The organism is Sporomusa sp. KB1 (assembly GCF_007830295.1).
In the GTDB taxonomy this organism is placed as follows: Bacteria; Bacillota; Negativicutes; order Sporomusales; family Sporomusaceae; genus Sporomusa.
This window is the reverse complement of record NZ_VLKC01000002.1, coordinates 4,466,439-4,486,616: the sequence shown is the minus strand read 5'-3', so window position 1 is coordinate 4,486,616 and position 20,178 is coordinate 4,466,439. Positions and strand designations below refer to the sequence as shown.

Annotated in this window: 26 protein-coding genes; 2 read left to right on the top strand and 24 right to left on the bottom strand. The window is 42.9% G+C overall.

Annotated elements, in window-relative coordinates; genetic code table 11:
* Nucleotides 1–5: 5 nt before the first annotated feature.
* The 4 genes from SALPA_RS24800 to SALPA_RS24785 all read right to left on the bottom strand — a co-directional run bounded on the left by SALPA_RS24800 (nt 6) and on the right by SALPA_RS24785 (nt 3,758).
* The gene (locus tag SALPA_RS24800; protein WP_145100367.1) at nt 6–1,286 is read right to left on the bottom strand and encodes an FAD-dependent oxidoreductase; all 1,281 of its coding nucleotides are present in this window, start codon (nt 1,284–1,286) and stop codon (nt 6–8) included.
* A 101-nt stretch (nt 1,287–1,387) separates the two neighbouring features.
* Nucleotides 1,388–1,933, bottom strand: coding sequence for a spore maturation protein (locus SALPA_RS24795; RefSeq protein ID WP_145100364.1), 546 nt, complete (start codon nt 1,931–1,933; stop codon nt 1,388–1,390).
* A 17-nt stretch (nt 1,934–1,950) separates the two neighbouring features.
* On the bottom strand, nt 1,951–2,532 hold the full coding sequence (locus tag SALPA_RS24790; protein ID WP_145100361.1) for a nucleoside recognition domain-containing protein: 582 nt from the start codon (nt 2,530–2,532) through the stop codon (nt 1,951–1,953).
* Between the two features lie 77 nt (nt 2,533–2,609).
* Nucleotides 2,610–3,758: a D-alanyl-D-alanine carboxypeptidase family protein gene (locus SALPA_RS24785; RefSeq protein ID WP_145100358.1), complete on the bottom strand. Its 1,149-nt coding sequence runs from the start codon at nt 3,756–3,758 to the stop codon at nt 2,610–2,612.
* A 172-nt stretch (nt 3,759–3,930) separates the two neighbouring features.
* Here SALPA_RS24785 and SALPA_RS24780 point away from each other — a divergent pair, with 172 nt between their 5' ends.
* Entirely contained in the window at nt 3,931–4,119 is a 189-nt protein-coding gene (locus SALPA_RS24780) for a rubrerythrin family protein (protein ID WP_145100355.1), read from the top strand.
* A gap of 78 nt (nt 4,120–4,197) precedes the next feature.
* Here SALPA_RS24780 and ytfJ read toward each other — a convergent pair whose 3' ends face one another.
* The 6 genes from ytfJ to SALPA_RS24750 form a co-directional block, all read right to left on the bottom strand.
* On the bottom strand, nt 4,198–4,647 hold the full coding sequence (gene ytfJ, locus SALPA_RS24775) for a GerW family sporulation protein (RefSeq protein ID WP_145100352.1): 450 nt from the start codon (nt 4,645–4,647) through the stop codon (nt 4,198–4,200).
* Nucleotides 4,640–5,317, bottom strand: coding sequence for a DUF2953 domain-containing protein (locus SALPA_RS24770; RefSeq protein ID WP_145100349.1), 678 nt, complete (start codon nt 5,315–5,317; stop codon nt 4,640–4,642). The genes ytfJ and SALPA_RS24770 overlap by 8 nt, the downstream gene beginning before the upstream one ends.
* A 237-nt stretch (nt 5,318–5,554) precedes the next feature.
* Nucleotides 5,555–6,085 (bottom strand): SMC-Scp complex subunit ScpB, encoded by a 531-nt coding sequence (gene scpB / locus SALPA_RS24765; RefSeq protein WP_145100346.1) that lies wholly within the window; start codon nt 6,083–6,085, stop codon nt 5,555–5,557.
* Between the two features lie 9 nt (nt 6,086–6,094).
* Entirely contained in the window at nt 6,095–6,748 is a 654-nt protein-coding gene (locus SALPA_RS24760) for a ScpA family protein (protein WP_145102251.1), read from the bottom strand.
* Between the two features lie 54 nt (nt 6,749–6,802).
* Nucleotides 6,803–7,780, bottom strand: coding sequence for a tryptophan--tRNA ligase (trpS, locus tag SALPA_RS24755; protein WP_145100343.1), 978 nt, complete (start codon nt 7,778–7,780; stop codon nt 6,803–6,805).
* A 15-nt stretch (nt 7,781–7,795) separates the two neighbouring features.
* The gene (locus SALPA_RS24750; protein WP_145100340.1) at nt 7,796–8,416 is read right to left on the bottom strand and encodes a site-2 protease family protein; all 621 of its coding nucleotides are present in this window, start codon (nt 8,414–8,416) and stop codon (nt 7,796–7,798) included.
* 184 nt (nt 8,417–8,600) lie between these two features.
* Between SALPA_RS24750 and SALPA_RS24745 the strand changes: the two genes are divergently transcribed.
* Nucleotides 8,601–9,359 (top strand): hypothetical protein, encoded by a 759-nt coding sequence (locus SALPA_RS24745; protein WP_145100337.1) that lies wholly within the window; start codon nt 8,601–8,603, stop codon nt 9,357–9,359.
* A 52-nt stretch (nt 9,360–9,411) separates the two neighbouring features.
* On the opposite strand, the gene SALPA_RS24740 is transcribed toward SALPA_RS24745, so the two are convergent.
* The 14 genes from SALPA_RS24740 to SALPA_RS24675 form a co-directional block, all read right to left on the bottom strand.
* Nucleotides 9,412–10,926 carry a spore germination protein gene (locus SALPA_RS24740; RefSeq protein ID WP_145100335.1) on the bottom strand — a complete coding sequence of 505 codons (1,515 nt, stop codon included), beginning with the start codon at nt 10,924–10,926 and terminating at the stop codon, nt 9,412–9,414.
* The gene (locus SALPA_RS24735) at nt 10,919–11,524 is read right to left on the bottom strand and encodes a stage V sporulation protein AE (RefSeq protein ID WP_145100332.1); all 606 of its coding nucleotides are present in this window, start codon (nt 11,522–11,524) and stop codon (nt 10,919–10,921) included. Before SALPA_RS24735 ends, SALPA_RS24740 begins: the two co-directional genes overlap by 8 nt.
* Nucleotides 11,525–11,533: 9 nt before the next feature.
* The gene (locus SALPA_RS24730; RefSeq protein WP_145100329.1) at nt 11,534–12,217 is read right to left on the bottom strand and encodes a hypothetical protein; all 684 of its coding nucleotides are present in this window, start codon (nt 12,215–12,217) and stop codon (nt 11,534–11,536) included.
* A 49-nt stretch (nt 12,218–12,266) separates the two neighbouring features.
* On the bottom strand, nt 12,267–12,605 hold the full coding sequence (gene spoVAE, locus SALPA_RS24725; RefSeq protein WP_145102249.1) for a stage V sporulation protein AE: 339 nt from the start codon (nt 12,603–12,605) through the stop codon (nt 12,267–12,269).
* Nucleotides 12,606–12,636: 31 nt separating this feature from the next.
* Nucleotides 12,637–13,641, bottom strand: a complete 1,005-nt coding sequence (gene spoVAD / locus SALPA_RS24720) for a stage V sporulation protein AD (protein ID WP_145100326.1) — start codon at nt 13,639–13,641, stop codon at nt 12,637–12,639.
* Between the two features lie 17 nt (nt 13,642–13,658).
* Nucleotides 13,659–14,114 carry a stage V sporulation protein AC gene (gene spoVAC / locus SALPA_RS24715; RefSeq protein WP_145100323.1) on the bottom strand — a complete coding sequence of 152 codons (456 nt, stop codon included), beginning with the start codon at nt 14,112–14,114 and terminating at the stop codon, nt 13,659–13,661.
* An 83-nt stretch (nt 14,115–14,197) separates the two neighbouring features.
* Nucleotides 14,198–14,398, bottom strand: a complete 201-nt coding sequence (locus SALPA_RS24710) for a dodecin family protein (RefSeq protein WP_145100320.1) — start codon at nt 14,396–14,398, stop codon at nt 14,198–14,200.
* Nucleotides 14,399–14,424: 26 nt separating this feature from the next.
* Nucleotides 14,425–14,619, bottom strand: coding sequence for a hypothetical protein (locus tag SALPA_RS24705; protein ID WP_145100317.1), 195 nt, complete (start codon nt 14,617–14,619; stop codon nt 14,425–14,427).
* Nucleotides 14,620–14,718: 99 nt separating this feature from the next.
* Nucleotides 14,719–15,468 carry a SigF/SigG family RNA polymerase sporulation sigma factor gene (locus SALPA_RS24700; protein ID WP_145100314.1) on the bottom strand — a complete coding sequence of 250 codons (750 nt, stop codon included), beginning with the start codon at nt 15,466–15,468 and terminating at the stop codon, nt 14,719–14,721.
* A 9-nt stretch (nt 15,469–15,477) separates the two neighbouring features.
* Nucleotides 15,478–15,924: an anti-sigma F factor gene (gene spoIIAB, locus SALPA_RS24695; protein WP_255451340.1), complete on the bottom strand. Its 447-nt coding sequence runs from the start codon at nt 15,922–15,924 to the stop codon at nt 15,478–15,480.
* Between the two features lie 13 nt (nt 15,925–15,937).
* Nucleotides 15,938–16,273, bottom strand: a complete 336-nt coding sequence (gene spoIIAA / locus SALPA_RS24690; RefSeq protein WP_145100312.1) for an anti-sigma F factor antagonist — start codon at nt 16,271–16,273, stop codon at nt 15,938–15,940.
* A gap of 129 nt (nt 16,274–16,402) precedes the next feature.
* Entirely contained in the window at nt 16,403–17,569 is a 1,167-nt protein-coding gene (locus SALPA_RS24685) for a D-alanyl-D-alanine carboxypeptidase family protein (protein WP_145100309.1), read from the bottom strand.
* An 85-nt stretch (nt 17,570–17,654) separates the two neighbouring features.
* Complete coding sequence (locus SALPA_RS24680) at nt 17,655–18,986, bottom strand: pyrimidine-nucleoside phosphorylase (RefSeq protein WP_145100306.1); 1,332 nt, start codon at nt 18,984–18,986, stop codon at nt 17,655–17,657.
* Between the two features lie 6 nt (nt 18,987–18,992).
* Nucleotides 18,993–20,174 carry a phosphopentomutase gene (locus SALPA_RS24675; RefSeq protein WP_145100303.1) on the bottom strand — a complete coding sequence of 394 codons (1,182 nt, stop codon included), beginning with the start codon at nt 20,172–20,174 and terminating at the stop codon, nt 18,993–18,995.
* Between the last annotated feature and the right edge of the window lie 4 nt (nt 20,175–20,178).

Genomic DNA, 20,178 nt, shown 5'->3' with positions numbered 1-20,178 from the left:
CCTCATTATACCAAACAAGTATTATAAATATCGGTAAGGCCGGCCTTGTTTATTCGTTCCGTAATATCGCTGCGTTGTGCTGAATAAAGCCCTAAGCTTTTCATGCGTTCGAAATATATCGAACCCGAGAAGGTATATCTTAGTTTAATTCCTTCCTCTGTGGTCATTTGTTCATGAATAAACCGAATAAAATCACCGGAAGCCAATTCGGACGGGAGTTCAAGATACTGCATATCAAGGCAACAGCGAACGGCATTGTGGCCAGCAAGCAGCCCGGTTACCACAGCTTCCGTGTGACCAACTAATATTCCTGATTTTTCGCCTGCACAGAATAAATTATCTATTCCCTCCACTTTTAGTGAACTATCACAGGGGGCAATGCCCAGATAGCGGATAGAGTTGCCTACTCCGCCAGAGTAGGGATCTTCATAACGGGCGCGTTCAAGTCCGGGTATCGTTCGTAACAGGTCAAGCGGAAAAAAAGGGGTCATCAGCTTGGCATGACCAGTATCAATAAGAACAATATTCTCGGCATAATCAGCAATGGCATATTGTGAACAAGCCTTTTTGCCGAGCATACCTGATTTTTTAAGATTTTCAGGCAAGGGGATTACTGCCATGCCCTCTTTTTCCAACTGGGATTTGAGCTCCAAGCTAAGCGAATCTTTATTAATCTTGCAGGAGCCACTCATTGCACCATAGGAGCCATCTGCTTTTTTACCCATTACTTCTTTGATTTCAGCTTTGGCGGTTAGGCTCACCCGCGGCCCAAAAGTCGGGCAGCGAAGAATACACATGGCACAGCCATTACCATACTTTAAGCAATTGCCCATTGGACCGGTAGTTCCTGTTGTGTCAACAAAGGCATCACCATTAATAATTTCATCATTGTCGTCAGTGAGATACTGGATTTTCTTCCCATGTTTAACAACACCAGATACTCTTGCACGTGTCTTAATATCAATACCATAGTTTTGGAGAATCCTTTTTACCAATGGCTCCATGGTAGTTACATCATAAAAAGACGCATGACTATGTCCGGGAAAATCTATGCCCCGGTGTCTGGTATTAGCATCCATGGCCACAAATAAATCTCCGCCGCCCATGGCAATTGCTTCTTCAGCTGCTGTAAACCTGCCGTTATTACGGAATATACCGCCAACTAAACCCGTTCCCAGCAATAAGTCGGTGCGTTCAAGTAAAACTACCTGAGCTCCCGCTTTAGACGCTGCTAACGCTGCGGCACAACCAGCCCAGCCACCACCGACCACGACCACCTTAATCATAGACTTCCCCTCCAATTCCTGCTTTGAAATCACACTACAGTGTATTCGTTGCTCCTTGAAGTGCCACAAAATACAAGCATAAAAATACTGGTAACAAATTGTTACCAGTTAGTACCGAACAGATATTGGCATATGTAAACAGAAGCCAGGAAACTGGCAATATCACCAGACAATCCAACTAGCAGTGCATAGCGGGGATTATTGACAGCCACTGCGCCAAAATAGACTGTCAACACATAAAAGGTTGTGTCAGTACTGGCTAATACGGTAGAGGCTATTCGCCCAACCAGGGAATCAGGACCATAGGTGTTGAGGAGTTCGGTCGCTATTCCCAGCGAGCCGCTTCCTGACAGTGGCCGCATGATTGCCAGCGGCACTAAGTCAGCTGGTACACCTAGCATATGCAGTACCGGGGCCATAAACTCTACACACGCATCCAAGGCCCCTGATGCCCGGAAGATACTGATAGCTACCAGCATGGCAACAAGACATGGCAGGATGCGGATGGCTGTGTGAAACCCTTCGGCAGCGCCTTCAACAAAGGCTTCATATACTTTTACTTTTTTAAAATACCCAATTACCGGAATTAGGAGCAGTACAGCAGGAATTACCCAGACTGATAACTGCTCACACAGTTCAAGCAACATGAGGACATCCCCCTTGCTTACCGTTTACATATCATTTGACACAGCCGATCAACAATAAGTACCAAAATGGTAGCAAACAAACTAACAATAAGGGTTGACCCTACAATTTCGGTAGGATTGACTGAACCTGCCGCAGAGCGTAAGGCAATAATCGTGGCCGGAACGAGAGTAAAGCCGGTAGTACAGAGTGCCAATAAGGTGCACATAGCTGCAGTAGCCGTATCTTTTTTGGGGTTAAGGGTTTGTAACTGCTGCATAGCTTTAATCCCAAGCGGTGTTACAGCATTACCCAGCCCTAACATATTAGCACTAAGTGTCATAATAATGGCACCCATAGCCGGATGGTTTTTGGGTACAGAGGGAAACAGTAAACCTACGAGGGGCTGTAAAAGATAGGAAATGATTTTGATTAGGCCTGCTGATTCAGCAATTCGCATAATACCCAACCATAAACACATGACGCCAATTAAGTTAATGGATAATTCTACTGCGCTTTTAGCTGCACTGATAGCACTTGCTGTAACAACTTCAATACGTCCATTCATGCCGGCATAAATAATACCACTGGCTATAAGTACCATCCAAATTAGATTAATCATGGTAAATATCACCCATTATGATGGTATGACAAATTATAGCCAGCTAGAACGTAAAGAAAGACGCCTAATGGCGTCCTTCAAGCAAAGTTATGAATTACGAATGTTACGAAACTAACTACTGATCCCCAAAACATGGTAAAAAATGATTTTTTTTCTACCGGCTGGTCGGCAATTAAATCTGTATTGGCAACCTCTACGTTATTGTACATAATTTTAACTGTGCCAAGTTTCTGACCAATAGCAATCGGCGCTGTAATTTTGGCGGGGGCTTCAACAACAGTGGTAAATTTGTCGTGCTCATTGTCTGCTATCGGTAAGATAATATCATTGGCTGCCAGTAACTTGACATTGCTTGCTTTTCCCTCTTTGATTTTAACAGTTTTTAAGATATCACCCTTAGTAATGACAGGCACTTGTTTAAGCTGCGCAAAGCCATAATCCAAAAGCTTGATCGAATCATCCCACATGCGTTCACTATCCAGTACGATCGCAACGATTTGGATACCATTTCGATTGGCAGCTGAAACCAGGCAGCGTCCCGCTGCGTCGGTATAGCCGGTTTTAACCCCATTTGCCCCATCATATAACCATAACATTCTATTTTCGTTGTATAAATCCCGATCATGTTCTTTGCCAGGCCAGGGAATGATTTTATTCTTGGTAGAAACAATTTGAGTAAATAGCGGATTCTTATAGCCATATGCCGTAATTATAGCTAAATCATAGGCGGTGGTGTAATGTCTTTCATCAGGTAGTCCGCTGGTATTTACAAAGTTGCTGTTGACTGCACCAAGCGCATGCGCTTTTTCAGTCATTAGCTTGGCGAAGCCTTCGACTGATCCCGAAATATGCTCAGCTACGGCTACGGTAGCATCATTACCAGAAACAAGCATTATACCATACAACATGTCACGTAGTTTAAGCTGTTCTCCAGGTGAAAGCCACAGTGACGAGCCTTCGGTGGTAGCGGCATTGGGACTGGCAACTACATTATCATCAAGATTACCATACTCCAGCGCGGTAATTAATGTAATAATCTTGGTAGTACTGGCCGGATAACGCCGTTCGCTGGCATTTCTGCTATAAAGCACTTTTCCTGTTGACGCTTCCATGACGATGGCTGATTTAGCCGTAAGTTCTGGTATAAAATCTCCTGCGAATACTGTTGTTGGCAAAAACACCAGGCATATGACTAACAGTATTCCAAGATTAGCTAGTTGTCGCATGAGTCCAATCCCTTCGTTTAATTATAAGCCAAATCTTATTATATAATTAATTTGGCTCAAGGTCAAAATTAACTTATTACAAAACTTGTCTAATTTTGGATGTAATAATATCCGGGGATTATTTAATGCGCAGCCGGAGATAATAGTAACAAATTCAAGGAGGTGATTCACTATGGAAACTCTTGACCTCAAAACAGCCTTACGTACCACACTTACGCAAAAGCAAGAACTTGTGCGTGATTATCAGTCTTTCGCTGATCGCATTGGCGACCAGGAAGTCGCTAAAATGTTCAAACATTTTGCTGAAGCAGAGGCTTTACATTCTACTCAAATTAAAGAGAAACTTGATGGCTTAGCTTAATGATTAGTAGATTTATATGTAAAAACCCACACAATTATGTGTGGGTTTACATATAAATCAATACATGCTCAGATCAAACTATCTGTAAGCCGAATGCTGGTGGGAAGAATCGGTTGCGGCAGGATGAGCAAGCTGTTCAAGGTCAGTTTCCTCATCAGTACCACCTTTTAGCATATTTTCAATTTTAGTCATTACTTGTGGCACCATATCTATCAGACGGTCATAAAAAAGATTGCTTTCTACAGACATAAACCGTACACCATTAGTTGGCGAGCATACTAAAAAGCCTACTGGCTTAACGCTAATACCAGCGCCGCTGGCACCACCAAAAGGGTGGTCGGTTTTTAACTCCTCCGCTTCATAGTCACCGCCGCCAGCTGCAAATCCAAATGCTACCCGCGAGATGGGAATAATTACTGTGCCATCAGAAGTTTCCACTGCATCGCCGATAATGGTATTGACATCTATCATGCCTTTGATGCTTTCCATAGCCGTTTTCATCAAACCCTGTATTGGATGCTCAGCCACTGCGAGTCGCCTCCCTGTGCATTGAATTTAGTAAATTTGCCATAGTTGCAGTAATAACATTACCAAATCGTATCCTGAATATACACTTGAGCTCAATCTCAAGTTGACTGTGCCCATAAATTGGCTGTATTTTAATACACGGCTTGGCATCTAATACCAGTCGATTATGTATAGATCTCAGCATACTTTCAGTCAATGAACCTAGTATACCCATCATAATGCCAGTAAAGGCGGCATCTTCAAAACCATATATTATCTTTAACTTAAATTTTTTACAATGAATTCCCTTGGAAAGGCTATTCACATAGCGGAGATAGCCACGAATAAGCTGGTTAGCTGTTCTGAGCAGACGCAGGAAACGTTCCGGATTATAGAATAATAGTTTGATGCTTTTTTGTATAAAGCGCTGTTCACGATTTACCTTTGTTGTTGCTGCCCCCCGCGGAGCGTCTATTTCAGATGTAATCCAAGGTAAATCATCATACTGAACAAGCTTAATTGTTGGGATTTTTATAGTATAAATAAAGAGTTTCTGCAAGGCATATACAGTAACAGCTACATAATCGTCATCGTTACGGCGGCAAAAGCGTAAATCAATATATACGTTGACACGAAAAACCAGTACTAGCAAAATGGCTGTCGACGTCAAAACGAATAGCCAATTGTTCATGTATTTTACCTCTTTGTCTTCGGTATATTAGATTTTTTACACTACTGCCCGAAACTATGCATTTCATGTCTCTACGCGTTAACGCAAACTTTCCATCTGGATAAAAAAAAAGACAACCATTAGTTGTCTTTTTATCTTTTGCGCGAGTTAGACTCCGGCCCCTGCAGGCAGCGTTTGTTCAGGTGGAGTAGACTCCCCACTTGAACCCGCCGATGTTTCAGCTATGCTGAAACAAGTTCACTGCTCAGGGGCAACAGGCACTAAGCTGGCAATAGCTGGCAAATCATCCAGGCTTTTTAACCCAAAGCATTGCAAAAATTCGTTAGTAGTGCCATATAAAATCGGGCGTCCTACCGCCTCTTTGCGTCCGATTTCTTTAATGAGAAAACGGTCAAGCAAGGTTGCAATTACTCGATCGGCGTTAACGCCACGAATGCCTTCAATCTCCTGTCTGGTTACAGGCTGCTTAAAGGCTACAATTGCCAGTGTTTCCAATGCAGCTGCCGACAACCTGCTGTCTTGTATTTCAGCCAATTTACTGACAATGGAAAACCAAATCGGCTTGGTACATAGTTGATATCCACCTGCTACCTCAACAATCGTTAAGCCCCGTTTTTCATCAGCCATTGAGGTTGCCATATCATTAGTTAGTGTATGGACCTCCTCAATAGAAATGTTGAGTATCCCGGCAATTTTTTCCGGTGGAAGCGGTTGCCCACTAGCAAACAACAACGCCTCAATGGCTCCCCACAAATGCCGGTTCGACATATTCTCCTGTCACTCCTTTAATGTAAGGCCAATCGGTGCAAACGGCTTCTGCTGGTAAATGACGATCTTTTTTAAGCGGATTAGTTCCAGTAGTGCCAAAAAAGCAGCAATAAACTCCGACCGGGAGCCTGTCCGGATAATAGTCCTGTTAAATTCCAGATGCCCGTTGTTATTTCGTAAGAGGGTAATAATATCATGCATTTTATCTTTAACGCTAATTTGTTCAGGGGCAATTTCGGCAAATTCCGGGATAGAACTTTCCCACAGTGCGGCAAATGCCTTCAGGAGATCGTCAAGGCAAAGTCCTTCCGGCAGCGGGAATTGTTTGGCAAATTCCTGAGGAAAGCGGGTAACAAACTGTTCCCGGTCGTGCCCTAATTTATTAAGCAGCAGTGAAATTTGTTTAAATTTACGGTATTCAATTAATCGTTCGACTAGTTCTTGCCGTGGATCAATACCTTCTTCGGTTGCTTCTAAAACAACTGGACGTGGTAATAGCATCCGCGATTTTATCTGTAACAGGGTAGCTGCCATAACCAAAAATTCGCTGGCCACGTCAATACTAAACTGTTCCATGGCCTTAAGATAATCTAAATATTGCTCAGTTATTGTGGCTATGGGAATATCATAGATATCCACCTGATTTTTTTCAATCAGATGCATCAATAGGGCTAATGGCCCCTCGAAAGCGTCTAGCTTAATACTATAAGCCACAAGTTAGCTCAGATGCATAATTGACCGGACTTCTTCCATGGTTGCAGCTGCTATTTTCCGTGCGCGTTCAGCACCGTAGGCTAGTATCTCTTTGATCTTATCAGGTTTGGCAGCCAGCTCTTTACGACGACCGTGAACATCGGCAAGAGTAGTGATCATCTTTTGGGCTAACCGCTTTTTGCAGTCTACGCAACCGATGCCGGCATTACGGCAATGACCGGCAATCTCACTGTGTTCGGGACTGAAAATTTTATGGAAGGTATATACTGTACAAATATCGGGGTCGCCAGGATCAGTTTTCTTGACCCGCTGGGGGTCGGTAATCATAAGTCTTACCCGGGCCTGCAGTTCATCCGGTTCAGCTGCATAAGGAATTTCATTACCGTAGGACTTGCTCATCTTGCGTCCGTCAATACCTGGCAGCAGTGGACTTAAGATAGCCTGAGGTTCAGGAAACACCGGCTTGTACAAATTCGCAAACCGGCGAACAATCTCTCGTGTCAGTTCAAGGTGCGGTATTTGGTCTTCAGCTACCGGAACAGCATCAGCTTTATAGAGCATGATGTCGGCAGCCATCAGTTCAGGATAACCCAAGAAGCCGTAGGTATTAATTTCTTTACCCATTTCACCCAGTTGCTGTAATTTATCTTTATAAGTGGGTACCCGTTCAAGCCAGGATAACGGGGTCATCATGGATAATAACAAATGCAATTCGGCATGTTCTTTTACGTGTGATTGCACAAAGATAATATTTTTTTCCGGGTCAAGCCCAGCACTCAACCAGTCAAGTGCCATATGTTCAATGCGTTCAGGAATTCTGCTGGTATCTTCATACGAAGACGTAAGCGCATGCCAGTCTACTATCGCATATACACAATCATACTCTGCCTGCATGTTAATCCAATTGGCAAGCACCTGATAGTTCCCCATATGAAAATTTCCTGATGGCTGCATGCCACTAAAAATACGTTTTTTTGCCAAGTGTATCTCCTCCTGTTACAAAATTGTCATAACTATTGCATTAATTACATAAGACAAGCCTTTTTCAAGCGGATAAGTAATCATACCAATAACGCCAAGATAGACAAGCCCCATTAATATAAATGGTCCATACTGTTCTACTTGTTCAAAAATTCGTCCCTGTCGACCAGGAAGTATGCTTGCCAATATTTTGGAGCCATCTAACGGTGGTATCGGTACCAGATTGAAAATGGCCAGGATGATGTTATAGGTATAGGTCATCCACAAAACCTTAATCCAGCTTCCGTTTAAAAGCTGCATTTTAGCCAAAATTCCAATAAGGAAAGCTGTTAACAGCGCAAGTAACATATTTGACACCGGACCGGCTAAGGACACGATTAACATATCCTGGCGATAATTCTTAAAGTAGTTGGGGTTGATAGGTACCGGTTTAGCCCAGCCAAATTTAAACAACCATAGCATGATAAGACCAAGCGGATCAAGATGTGCGACTGGATTTAGCGTTAATCGCCCCAGAAGCCTTGGTGTCGGATCACCTAAAGTCACAGCAGCCCTCGCATGCGCATATTCGTGTACAGTCAGTGCAATTAATAGTGCCGGAATCCGAAATATCATATCGGCATCAAAACCAAACAATAGACAGCCTCCTTATAACATAACTTTCGTTTAACGTACTACTAAATTATACTAAAAAAGCAGTAAAAAGCAAAATGAAATAGACGATTATTTCTATACTAAAATGTGTAACACTTGTTTAGACTAAACATAGGTGGCCCAAATGGATGATTTTTGTCTAAAAAAGAAGGAGGTATTTACTTAGATGCGGCTATCATTACCAGTAAAAGTTGGTATAATGTCCTTACTTTTCTTGACACTATTTCTAACTGGCTGTGGCTTTTTATCCGGATCGCTGTCTGAACCTGCTCCCAAACCAGAAATAGGTCCAACAGGTAAACCAGTAGAGTCAAAACCAAACCCACCGTTTATCGAACGTTTTTTTTCAGCACCTGTTGAATTATATGACCTGGAAGCAACTGCCGGGGTTGTATTTGAGGGAGTTAATAAGGAAGATTGGTCACAGGTTCAGTCAGGAATTACTAATCTACAGGCTTTGTGGCAACAGGCTAAAGCCGCAGTCGGCGACAAAAAGGGCGTAAAAGAAGCCGATGCAGCGATGGAAGAATTAACAGCAGCCATCAATGGTAAAAAGGTAACCGGCTCCTACGAAAGTCTAATTAAGTTTATGGGTAGTGTAAGCGATATTGGCAAATCATATAAACTATCCCCTATTGCCGATATTATTGCTGTTAGCAACGGAATTCGTAATGTCAGCTTCTTTGTAGAAGATAAAAATTGGCCAAAAGCTGCAGCTAAAGTAAAAGAATTACAGGGAACATGGGAAAAAGTAAAGCCAAGTATGGAACAAATTGGTGTTTGGGGTGAGGTTACCAAGACCCATGCAACAGTAAACCAAATGAAAGATGCTATTAATGCCGAAAACAAAGGGGCGTTTGAGGAACAACAAGCTACTATCAATGAAAGCATGGGACGTATACGCCAATTTTTCCGCGGTAAGTGAATCTCAATAGCAACTTAAATGCCGCCCGCAATTGAAAGTGGGCGGCATTTTCTTATTTGTTTTTATTGCCCTTATTCTTTTTAGTATCTTCTTGTTCGCCGGAACTTTGAAGTCGATCCTGATCTTGCGGTTTAAGCACCGCTGGACGTAGGATCTTGTTTGGTATCGGCAGACGGAATAATACATCTTTCATGGCACTAAAATTAAAAGGCAGCGCTGGCCATAAATAGGGAATATTGAAACATTTTGTTGTTAGCATCAGCAGGAAGACTGCTAGTAACCCACCCAATAAGCCTGGTATTTTAAACAGCATCACTAAAATAAGGATGATGACCCGAAAGAGACGTATTGCCATAGCAAATTCCATACTGGGAGTAGCAAAAGCACCGACTGCCGCTACGGCAGTATAAAAAATAGTCTCATTGCCAAATAACCCCACCTTAGTGGCAATGTCGCCCAGCATGAAAGCGCCGATAAAACCGAGCGCAGTAGACTGCGCTGTAGGAACATGCACAGTTGCCATTCTGACTAACTCCACGCCGAATTCTGCCAGGAGAAATTGGATACCGATAGGTATTATGCCGGGCGACTGGGGGCCGAGAAAAGCAAGCGACTCAGGCAATAACTGGCGGCTTAATACGAATGCCAGCCATAAAGGCGGCAGAATTAATGACAGTAACACACCAACTAATCGAATTAGCCGCAGGTAGGAGCCAATAACTACATTTTGATGAAATTCCTCGACGTGTTGTACATGATGCCACAGAGTTGTTGGCAAAATCATAATATTCGGCGAAGTATCCACAATTATGCATACATGACCTTCTAGCAGGTGGACTGCAGCAACATCGGGACGCTCGGTGTACCGCACTTTTGGTAACGGGTTCCACTTACTGCCGCCGACAATATATTCTTCGATAGCCTTTTCGGCCATCGGTATGCCATCAATATTGATATTGTTAAGCCTGTCTTTGACAGTAGCAATTAACTCTGTATTGGTAATATCTTTAATGTAGCAAACGGCAATATCACACTGAGACCGCGTACCAACCTTAACTATTTCAAATCGTAGATTGGGGTCACGTAAACGTCTGCGGATTAGAGCCGTGTTAAATACGATCGTTTCGACAAAAGAATCACGCGAACCTCTGGTAACTTTTTCAATATTAGATTCGGCAGGAGCGCGGGCCGGGTAGGCACGAGCATCTAGAACGATGACCTGTTCTGCGCCATCAACAAAAAAAAGCATTTCTCCTGATAACAGACTGGTTATTGCATCATTCATAGTTGTCAGTAGTTTGGCCTGGGAATGGGTTGCCCGGGAATAAAACAGTTTCTCTAAGGTATTAATCGTCAAATCTTCCTGGTTGTAGGCAGTCAATTCTTCGAGTACATTTGATAACACAACATCATTGGTCATGCCATTTATGGAAAAGGAAGCCGCACGTTTTCGACCTACTTTGTATTCACGGAAGATGATATCAAAAGTTTCGCCAACCCCCAGTTTGGCTTTAATATAATTTATATTGCTGTCAATCTCTTTGGCAATTGTTTTTTCATCAGCCATGAATAATGTCACTCCGTTTCAGTATCTCTTCAATTGCTCTCCGGGTGATTGGTGCACCTCGGCTAAGATCGTCATGTTTATCCATTTTTCCGATATCGCCTACACCGATAATAACCGGTATTTCAACATCATTAAGCACATCAACAGTATCACCAGTAATCATCGGATTGCAGGCACAATCCTTTTGTTTTTTTATTTCTCCTTTTTTATCAACTGACAGATCAATTACATGCCCTTGGCAGTCAATACATGCATCAGCATGGACTCCGTCGATACCAGTAGTATTGGAGGCTACTGCTACTGCGCCGAGTACTTCGATGTCAGGATGATTGGCAACATATTCAAGTGCCTGTTCTCCCTCCGCTTTTTCGCAGCGGCCTTTATCATCAAACATAACTAACACCGGATCATAGGGGACGGTTTTCAAAAGCTCAACAATTTTTTTGCCGCTGATGGGTGTTGGATTGCCTGCTGAAGCTGAAATACATCGTAATCCCAAAGAGGCGCCAATTGTTTCAACTGCTTGCTGAGCTACCCTGTCACCATCGGTAACAAGAATAACGCGGATTTTTTTATCAAGTTCAGTTACCTTCTCCAATTCAACACCTCATTGCTTTTGGTTATTTTCTTCTCCTAATAAATTGCTAATTTTATTAGCAATTTTTTCACTTTCACTTATTACTTGTTTGAGACTTTGCAGGCTTGCTTCTAATTCATTGGAAAGTTCATACTGGGCTTGGGAAAGTACTTGTGCCGCTGTTTGTACAGCAATTGAGGAATTTTGATTGTTACCTTGCGTGGTGTTTTGGCTTTGTTGCTGCTGAATTTGTTTTTGGCTGCTTGCATTTTCCGCTTGCTTGCCACCGGAGGTGGTTGCTTGTCCGCCAGTTGTAAGTAAAGTGCTAAATAATTTTTTTAATTCTTGTGACACATCAGATTCAGCGGTCGAACTGGCAGTTGCCTGAGCGTTTTGCCCGGATTGTATCTGTTGGCTTATTTGATTTTGCCCAGATTGTGGAATGTCTTGCTGGGACTGATCATCGGCATCACTACTGGTAAGAGAGCCTTGTAAGTTTTCTAGTTTATTATTAATTTGGTGTAATAGGTTTAGTACTTCCTGGGAATTATTCGTTTGTTGTTTAGGATTATTTACCATATTAGCCTGTGTTTGCATAAAAATTTTGGCCATGTCTTCGATAACACTCTCATCGATCTGTGAACGCTCCGGACTTTGTGATCGTAACTGGTTAGGCTTAATATAACTTGCTATTTTAGAAACTCGCTTTGGCACATTTATCACCCCATAATTTACTAAGGACACTATCCCATAGTACTAGTATTTACCCTTTCGGATTAAATACTATTGCTATGGCCAGAGCGAAAACGATTGCAGCCGTTATTCCGGCTGCAGCTGCTTTAACAGCTCCGGTAAAGATTCCCCATAAACCTACTTTGTTTATTTCCTCAATTGTGCCAGACACCAGGGAATGACCAAACCCAGGTAACGGAACGGTTGCTCCGGCGCCACCAATATCAACTAACGGCTGATATAGACCTAAGCCGCTGAGAACACCGCCTAAGACGACAAATAATACTAAGACATGAGCTGGCGTAAGCGGAGTGAGATCCATGAGTAGTTGCCCAAGTACACAAATCAAGCCGCCAATGACAAAGGCCATTAGATAGGTTTGCAAATGTGGGTTACCTCCTTTACATCTCGAGTGCTACAGCATGCGCAATACAGGGTATAGATTCTTTTTGTTGATACGATGTCGTACTGTGTAAACTGCCTGTACCTACTAGTAGAATCCTGTGCAGCTTTTGCTGCATAAGCAGCCGGTAAATATAGCCGGTAAATACTATAGCTGAACTGGCGCAGCCGCTGGCACCGGCATGGGGATCCTGATCTTTACTGAAAATCATGCAGCCACAATCTTCGTAATTTGCCGATAAATCAACACCTTTTTCTTTAAATAGCTCGATAACCAACGCTTTACCGACACTGCCAAGATCACCAGTGTATATCATGTCATAATAATCAGGCTGGCGGCCAGAGTCTTCAAAATGATGCCATAACGTATCAACAGCGGCGGGAGCCATTGCCGGTCCCATAGCGTTAGGATCTTTTAGCCCCATATCTACTATTTTACCCACTGTTGCAGCGGTAATCCGCGGTCCATTACCAATGGCCGAAATAACTGCAGCGCCTGAACCGGTCACTGTCCACTGTGATACCATTGGCCGTTGCACACCCTGTTCTGTTGGAAAGCGGTATTGCCGTTCGGCTGCATCATGGTGGCTGGACGCAGCGGCAACAATCTTGTTGGCAAATCCCCCATCAATCAGCGTAGAACCGACTAGCATCCCTTCCACCATTGTCGAGCAAGCGCCATACAACCCCAAAAAAGGTCGTCCGACGCCTCTTAGTGCAAAATGGGTACTCATTAACTGATTAAGCAAGTCGCCGGCAAGAACATAGTCAACATCATCAATGGCACTAGTTTCTTTAGTTACTGCGGTTTTTATCGCCCATTCCATCATGGCGGATTCACATTGTTCCCAGCTGGAATTATTATCAAGAGTATCGCTGAGTATTCGATCATAGAACTCGGTTAAGAGGCCATCCCCTTCCATCGGCCCCACTATATTAGCTGTACTTGTTATGACCGGTGGCGAGGCAAAAATAATGCTTTGTTGTCCGCGTTTTTTATTCATGCTATTTCCCTCGCTTTTTATAATCGTAACCAATAAATAAAGCCAATAAGTATGGCTGTTGAGATGCCATATACGAGTACGGGTCCGGCAATGATAAACATCTTTGCGCCAATACCAAATACATAGCCTTCGCGTTTAAACTCCATAGCAGGAGCTACGATTGAATTGGCAAAACCGGTAATTGGCACAATAGAACCAGCTCCTGCCCTGCGGCCCAGTTCATCATAGATACCTAATCCGGTGAACAAAGCACTTAAAAATATTAATACAACAGAAGTAGGACCACCAGCTTCTTTGTTACTAAACCCCAAACTTACAAAATAATTCACTAAAAATTGTCCTAACACACAAATTAACCCACCGACAATAAATGCCCAGATTACGTTTTTGAGGATCGGTGTTTTAGGTTTTAGTTGTTCAAATTTTTCCTGGTATTGTTGTTGCTCGGCCTGACTGGCTTTACTCTTAAACATGTGTTTGCCACCTCCACTCGCGCGAGTACTTTCTAACAAGAAAAGACACCACAAGAGGTGTCTTTCTTGATTTCCAAGAAATCTTAGTGGTGAACCTGGAAAGCAATCTTCACATCAGCTTTGTATTCTGCAATATGCCCCTTGCCTACATTCGCGGTAAAATTGGTGACTTCAACTCCCATAATGTCGTCTACCGTTTTAGAAGCTTCCAGAACAGCATTGTCAACTGCCTCAGTCCAATTGTGGTGAGATGTTCCTACTAACTCAATGACTTTTACAACCATCGTATTACCCCCTGTAATGATTATAGTTAATTGGCAATACTAGTTTGTGCATTATTTTGATTGTTATGCCAAAGAAAAACTTGTTTAGCCCGCATCGGAGTTTTCTTGGGAATGTCTGAACTAAAATAAAGCCAGGCGGCCGTGCTGCTGGCCATCACCAAAAATACTATGAACAGGTAAATGATCCCTTTAAGTTTGTAATTATCGATACTACGTTCCATTATGATCACCCCTATTTATTATGCCCGCAATTTAATTTACTATATACAACGTGGTTAAAGACTTTTGCGAATATATAGTAAAATAAAAACAGACCTCACTTATGAGGTCTGCAATAGTTTTCTAATTATTTTGAGTGCTTGCTTTTCTATTCGTGATACCTGTACCTGAGATAATCCAATTATCGTTGCAATTTCTGCCTGGGTTTTATCAGCAAAGAAGCGTAAATAGATTACCGTGCGTTCCTTTACCGGCAGACGGGTTAATACCTCTCGCAATGCTAATTTATCAAAATAACCACTATCCTGACCATCTGCTAATACGAGTTGATCCAGCAGATGGATAGCATCGCCGCCATCACTGCTTTGAAACGTCTGTTCATATAAAGATACTTGGGGCTGAACGGCTTCCAGTGCTGAAACAATTTCCTGCGGGGCGAGCGACAGTTCTTTAGCAATTTCAGTAATTGTTGGCTCACGTCCCAGGTTTCCCTGCAACTTTTCCTGTGTCTTATGGACCCGAAAAGCAAGTTCTTTTAACGGACGGCTGACTTTAACCGGATTATCATCTCTAATATATCGCCGGATTTCACCAATGATCATCGGCACAGCATAGGTAGAAAATTTAACATTAAAGCCCAAATCAAAACGCTCAATCGCTTTTAAGAGGCCAATACAGCCGATTTGGAACAAATCATCCCATTCATAGCCGCGATTGGTAAAGCGGTGCACAATGCTTCGTACTAGATTTAGATTGGTTTCAAGAATACGCTCTTTCGCTTGGTCACTTATCGATATGTCGGCAGATTGGGCCTTAGTTAGCAGTTCTTTAAATTCTTCTTCTTTGAGCATGCTCTTCACCTAGTGCTCGGTACTTGGTACAAGCAGTTTAACCATTCTTATGGTTGTACCCTGACCGAGTTTAGATAGAACCTCCAGCTCATCCATAAAAGAGTCCATAAAGACAAAACCCAGCCCCATGCGTTCCGGATCACTTGAGAATGAAGGTTGCCGTGCTTCTTCAATATTGGCAATTCCATGGCCATAGTCAATTATGATAAACTCAAGTTTATCTTGATACAAGTTCATTACTAATTCAATATAATTTTGCTTATGGGGATCACTGCCATAACCATGAATGACGGCATTAGAGACCGCCTCTGAAACAGCGACTTTAATTTCATCAATTTCCGTGAGCGTCAAATCTGCCTGGGCTGAAAAAGCGGCGGTAGCGGCTCTGGCAAATCCCACATTTTCATTAATACTTAAGATTGTGAGCTTTATCTGATTTTTTATTTGGATTCCCACTGGCAAAGCCTCCTCATAGTAAATCTAACGCTTGCTCTTCTGATTGATAGACTGTCAATATTTTCATTAATCCAGCCAATTCAAATATCCGCTTTATCTGTGGTTCAAGATGAACGACAAGTATTTTACCTCCAAGTTGAGCAATACGCTTGTACCGCCCAAGAACAACACCCAATCCCGAACTATCGATAAAACTAACGCCCTGCATATTAAGTAAGATATGTTTGGCACCTGTTGCAGCAAGCGCCTCGTCAACTGAAGTACGAAATTCGTTAGCCCCGCAAACATCCAACTCACCCTCAAGCCTTACAACAAGAATACCTTGCTTCATAAATGTAACGACTTTCAACGATATAACCTCCTAAGTTATCAGCATTACTATATAGCTAATTCGATAAAAGGAAAAATTTTCCTGCCAAATAAAAATAAAAAACTGCAGAAATTTTCCTGCAGTTTCAAGAACAGCTAGATTATGAGGCTAGTTAAATACAGTAAATATATTAGTGATCATAGTCTGAAAAATGCGTATCAAACCAGCTTTAGGAATGGATTTTTCTGCAATCAGATTAACCTTGCCGACTTCTTTACCATCTTTGATTACAACTAGTTCGCCGCATTTTTGACCTTCGGTTATTGGTGCGTTAATACTTGAATCGGCTACTATCTTTTTCTGTAAGTTTTTGCTTTGTCCTTTGCTGATAATTAGATTTAAGTCTTGAGAGGCTACCAGTTGGATTTCCTTTTCAATCCCTTTGTTGACTTTTAGCCGCTCTACTACTGCTCCCTGATTTACTATTGGTACAGCGGCAAAGTTAGCGAAACCCCAATCAAGCAATTTCATACTTTCTCTAAGGTGTGAGCGTGGTTCAGGTGTGGCAAAGACTGACGAAATAAGCCGGAGGCCATCCCGCTTGGCAGTGCCGACAAAACAATACTTTGCTTCTTCCGTCCAGCCGGTTTTTAAACCATCGCCGCCTTTGTACCACCACAGCAGTTTATTGGTATTAACAAGCCAATTCTTGCCGTCCCGCAGCCATGTTTCTTTGATACCACACATGTCCATATATAATGGGTGTGTAACAGCTTCTTTAGCAATTAGCGCAGCATCATAAGCGCTCATATAGTGATCGGTTGTTGGCAATCCATTCACATTGTTAAAATGAGTATCCGCAAGGCCAAGCGATTCAGCCCGGTTATTCATAGCTTCAACCGCTGACTGTTCACTGCCATAAATATGCTCCATCAGTGCTACGGCAGCATCGTTAGCACTCACAACAGCGATAGCTGACAGCACATCCTTAACTGTCATCTTTTCTCCTGGTTCCAGCCAAATCTGCGAACCACCCTGACGCCAGGCAGTTTCACTGGTATACACTTCATCAACAAGATTAATGCGCCCTTGTTCAATGGCTTCAACAGCTAAGAGCAACGTCATAATCTTAGTTACACTGGCAGGTGGCAATCGCTTATGGGCATCCTTCTCAAAAAGCAGGGTTCCATTTTCGTCCATGAGAACAGCTGATACAGCACTTGTCTGCAACTGTGCATCTGCCGGTGATTTTGCTGGTGCCAACGGAGCGCCAAGAACGGTAGTAACAGCAAATGCAAATAATACTAATGTTGCTAGCAATGTTTTTCGGATCAATTTAGAACACTCCTTTCCTTTGAATTTATGATTTCCCGGATTAAAAAAGCTTAACCAAAATTAGAACAAAAAAAATTGACTGGCGTTATGCCAGCCAATTGCGAAATCCATGTTTATCAACAATTCCCATTACCAGTGGTATGGCAGCAGCGGGTTGGGTATTAATCCGAACAGCCTGCTGGATCATTAATCTGGCTTCTTCAAGCCTTGACTTGTCATTCGTATAGATAGTTGCCAGGGGCTGCCCGCGTCTAATGGCTTGACCCAACCGGCATTGCATAACGATACCTGCAGACAAGTCAATTGCTTGTCCTTTAAATTCCCGTCCTGCTCCAAGCCGCATTGCAGCATACCCAATCTGAGCGGCACTAATAGCCGTAACATAACCTTGTCCCAAACTGCTTACTTCTTGAATAAAATGGGCCTGGGGTAACTTAGTATTGTCATGCACAATAGTAGCATCACCGCTTTGAGCAGCAATGAATTCTTCAAACTTGGCTAAAGCCTGCCCATTATCGATCAAGGCGGCTAACTGCCGGTATCCCTCTTCAGGGGTTGATGCTTTCTTTCCTAACACCAGCATATGTGAGCCGAGTGTTAGACAAATCTCTCTGAGCGCGAGTTCTCCCTGTCCTGATAATAGTTTAATCGCTTCCTTAATCTCGAGGCTATTGCCGACAGCCATACCTAAGGGCTGCTCCATGTTTGTTATTATTGCTATTGTTTCCCGGTCAACAAATTGTCCAATACCAACCATCGTTTCAGCTAAACGAATGGCATCTGTTTTATTCTTCATAAAGGCACCATTGCCGACTTTGACATCTAACACAATTTTATCGGCGCCGGAGGCAATCTTTTTACTCATTATGGAGGAGGCAATGAGCGGTATGCTTTCTACTGTGGCTGTAACATCCCGGAGCGAGTAAAGTTTACCATCTGCCGGAGCAATGGCAGCTGACTGACCGGTTAATGCAATATTATAGGTTAGCAAATTGGCAATAAACTCACGGTGAGCCAGTGTGGTCTTAAAGCCAGGAATAGCTTCCAGCTTATCAATGGTTCCGCCGGTAAAACCCAAACCCCGTCCGGACATTTTGGCTACAGGTACTCCGGCAGCAGCTACAAGGGGTGCAAGGATCAAAGTAGTACTATCGCCTACTCCGCCTGTACTATGCTTGTCCACCTTAATCCCCGGTATTTGACTTAGATCAACTATATCCCCGGAAGTTGCCATAGCCATGGTAAGAGCAGCCGTTTCCTTGTTTGTCATGCCTTGAAAGAAGATCGCCATCAGCCAAGCTGCCATTTGATAATCTGGTATCTCATTACTTGTATATGATTTTATCAACCACTCAATTTCATTATCTGAAAGCTCTGCGCCATCACGTTTTTTGGTAATTATATCAGCAGCCCACACTATTTATCACCTCAATAGGTCTTTTAGAAAACTTTGTCCATACGCCAGCGGTGGTAACCCGAAATTATCAGCTATCGTTGCTCCCAGGTCGGCAAATGTTGATCGTACTCCCAGATTTATCACCTGTCCCGCCAAGCGTTGGTGATAGGCTAAAAGCGGCACATATTCTCTTGTATGGTCAGTACCTGCTAGTGTAGGATCACAGCCATGGTCTGCAGTTATGAATAATAAATCATCCTCTGTGAGTTTAGCTTTGAAACTGGCTAAAGCAAGGTCAAACTCTTCCAGTGCCTGAGCATAGCCTGCCGGATCGTTGCGATGTCCGTAAGCACTGTCAAATTCGACAAGGTTGGCCATTATCAGGCCATTGGTGAAATCTCTTTCAGCAAGGTCTGTAATAATTTCCATACCCTGCTTGTTGGATTTAGTAGGATACGACTGAGTTAAGCCCTGATGGGCATAAATGTCGGCAATTTTACCAATACCAGTCACTGATAAGCCGGCTTGCTTCAGCAGATCAAGAACGGTTGCTTCAGGTGGCTGTAAACTATAGTCATGGCGATTGGCAGTGCGGGCAAAACTTCCCGGTTTACCAATAAAAGGTCTGGCAATAATCCGGCCAACAGCATGGTCACCAACGCAAATTTTCTCTCTGACTATTTTGCATAATTCATATAAACGTTCCAGAGGAATTATTTCTTCATGGGCAGCAATTTGAAAAACACTATCAGCTGAAGTATATACGATTGGTTGGCCTGTACGCAAATGCTCTTCGCCTAATTCCACGATAATTTCTGTACCTGATGCCGCTTTATTGCCTAAGACACGCAGCCCGGTATAAGTGGTGAACTTTTCGATGACTTCAGGTGGAAACCCGTTTGGGTACACAGGAAATGCGGTAAACAGTGGACAACCAGCCAATTCCCAATGGCCACTTGTTGTATCTTTACCAACAGAAATCTCAGCCATCTTCCCAAAAGCAGCAATAGGACGGGAAACTTCCGGAATACCAGCAATGGGTTCAATTAAACCTAACCCCATGCTAGCCAGTACCGGCAAATTCAGCCCGCCCTTATATTCAGCAATATGTACCAGCGTATTGGCTTTCGTATCGCCATAGTGAAAAGCATCAGGCATAGCTCCAATTCCTACACTGTCAAGTACAATCACAAATATTCGTTTAAACAAATTT

Excerpts from the sequence above, each read along its gene's own strand:
- SALPA_RS24800 (WP_145100367.1), bottom strand. The coding sequence starts at position 1,286 with ATGATTAAGGTGGTCGTGGTCGGTGGTGGCTGGGCTGGTTGTGCCGCA.
- SALPA_RS24795 (WP_145100364.1), bottom strand. The coding sequence starts at position 1,933 with ATGTTGCTTGAACTGTGTGAGCAGTTATCAGTCTGGGTAATTCCTGCT.
- SALPA_RS24790 (WP_145100361.1), bottom strand. The coding sequence starts at position 2,532 with ATGATTAATCTAATTTGGATGGTACTTATAGCCAGTGGTATTATTTAT.
- SALPA_RS24785 (WP_145100358.1), bottom strand. The coding sequence starts at position 3,758 with ATGCGACAACTAGCTAATCTTGGAATACTGTTAGTCATATGCCTGGTG.
- SALPA_RS24780 (WP_145100355.1), top strand. The coding sequence starts at position 3,931 with ATGGAAACTCTTGACCTCAAAACAGCCTTACGTACCACACTTACGCAA.
- SALPA_RS24770 (WP_145100349.1), bottom strand. The coding sequence starts at position 5,317 with ATGAACAATTGGCTATTCGTTTTGACGTCGACAGCCATTTTGCTAGTA.
- scpB (WP_145100346.1), bottom strand. The coding sequence starts at position 6,085 with ATGTCGAACCGGCATTTGTGGGGAGCCATTGAGGCGTTGTTGTTTGCT.
- SALPA_RS24760 (WP_145102251.1), bottom strand. The coding sequence starts at position 6,748 with ATGCATCTGATTGAAAAAAATCAGGTGGATATCTATGATATTCCCATA.
- SALPA_RS24745 (WP_145100337.1), top strand. The coding sequence starts at position 8,601 with ATGCGGCTATCATTACCAGTAAAAGTTGGTATAATGTCCTTACTTTTC.
- SALPA_RS24740 (WP_145100335.1), bottom strand. The coding sequence starts at position 10,926 with ATGGCTGATGAAAAAACAATTGCCAAAGAGATTGACAGCAATATAAAT.
- spoVAE (WP_145102249.1), bottom strand. The coding sequence starts at position 12,605 with ATGGCCTTTGTCATTGGCGGCTTGATTTGTGTACTTGGGCAACTACTC.
- spoVAD (WP_145100326.1), bottom strand. The coding sequence starts at position 13,641 with ATGAATAAAAAACGCGGACAACAAAGCATTATTTTTGCCTCGCCACCG.
- spoVAC (WP_145100323.1), bottom strand. The coding sequence starts at position 14,114 with ATGTTTAAGAGTAAAGCCAGTCAGGCCGAGCAACAACAATACCAGGAA.
- SALPA_RS24710 (WP_145100320.1), bottom strand. The coding sequence starts at position 14,398 with ATGGTTGTAAAAGTCATTGAGTTAGTAGGAACATCTCACCACAATTGG.
- SALPA_RS24705 (WP_145100317.1), bottom strand. The coding sequence starts at position 14,619 with ATGGAACGTAGTATCGATAATTACAAACTTAAAGGGATCATTTACCTG.
- SALPA_RS24700 (WP_145100314.1), bottom strand. The coding sequence starts at position 15,468 with ATGCTCAAAGAAGAAGAATTTAAAGAACTGCTAACTAAGGCCCAATCT.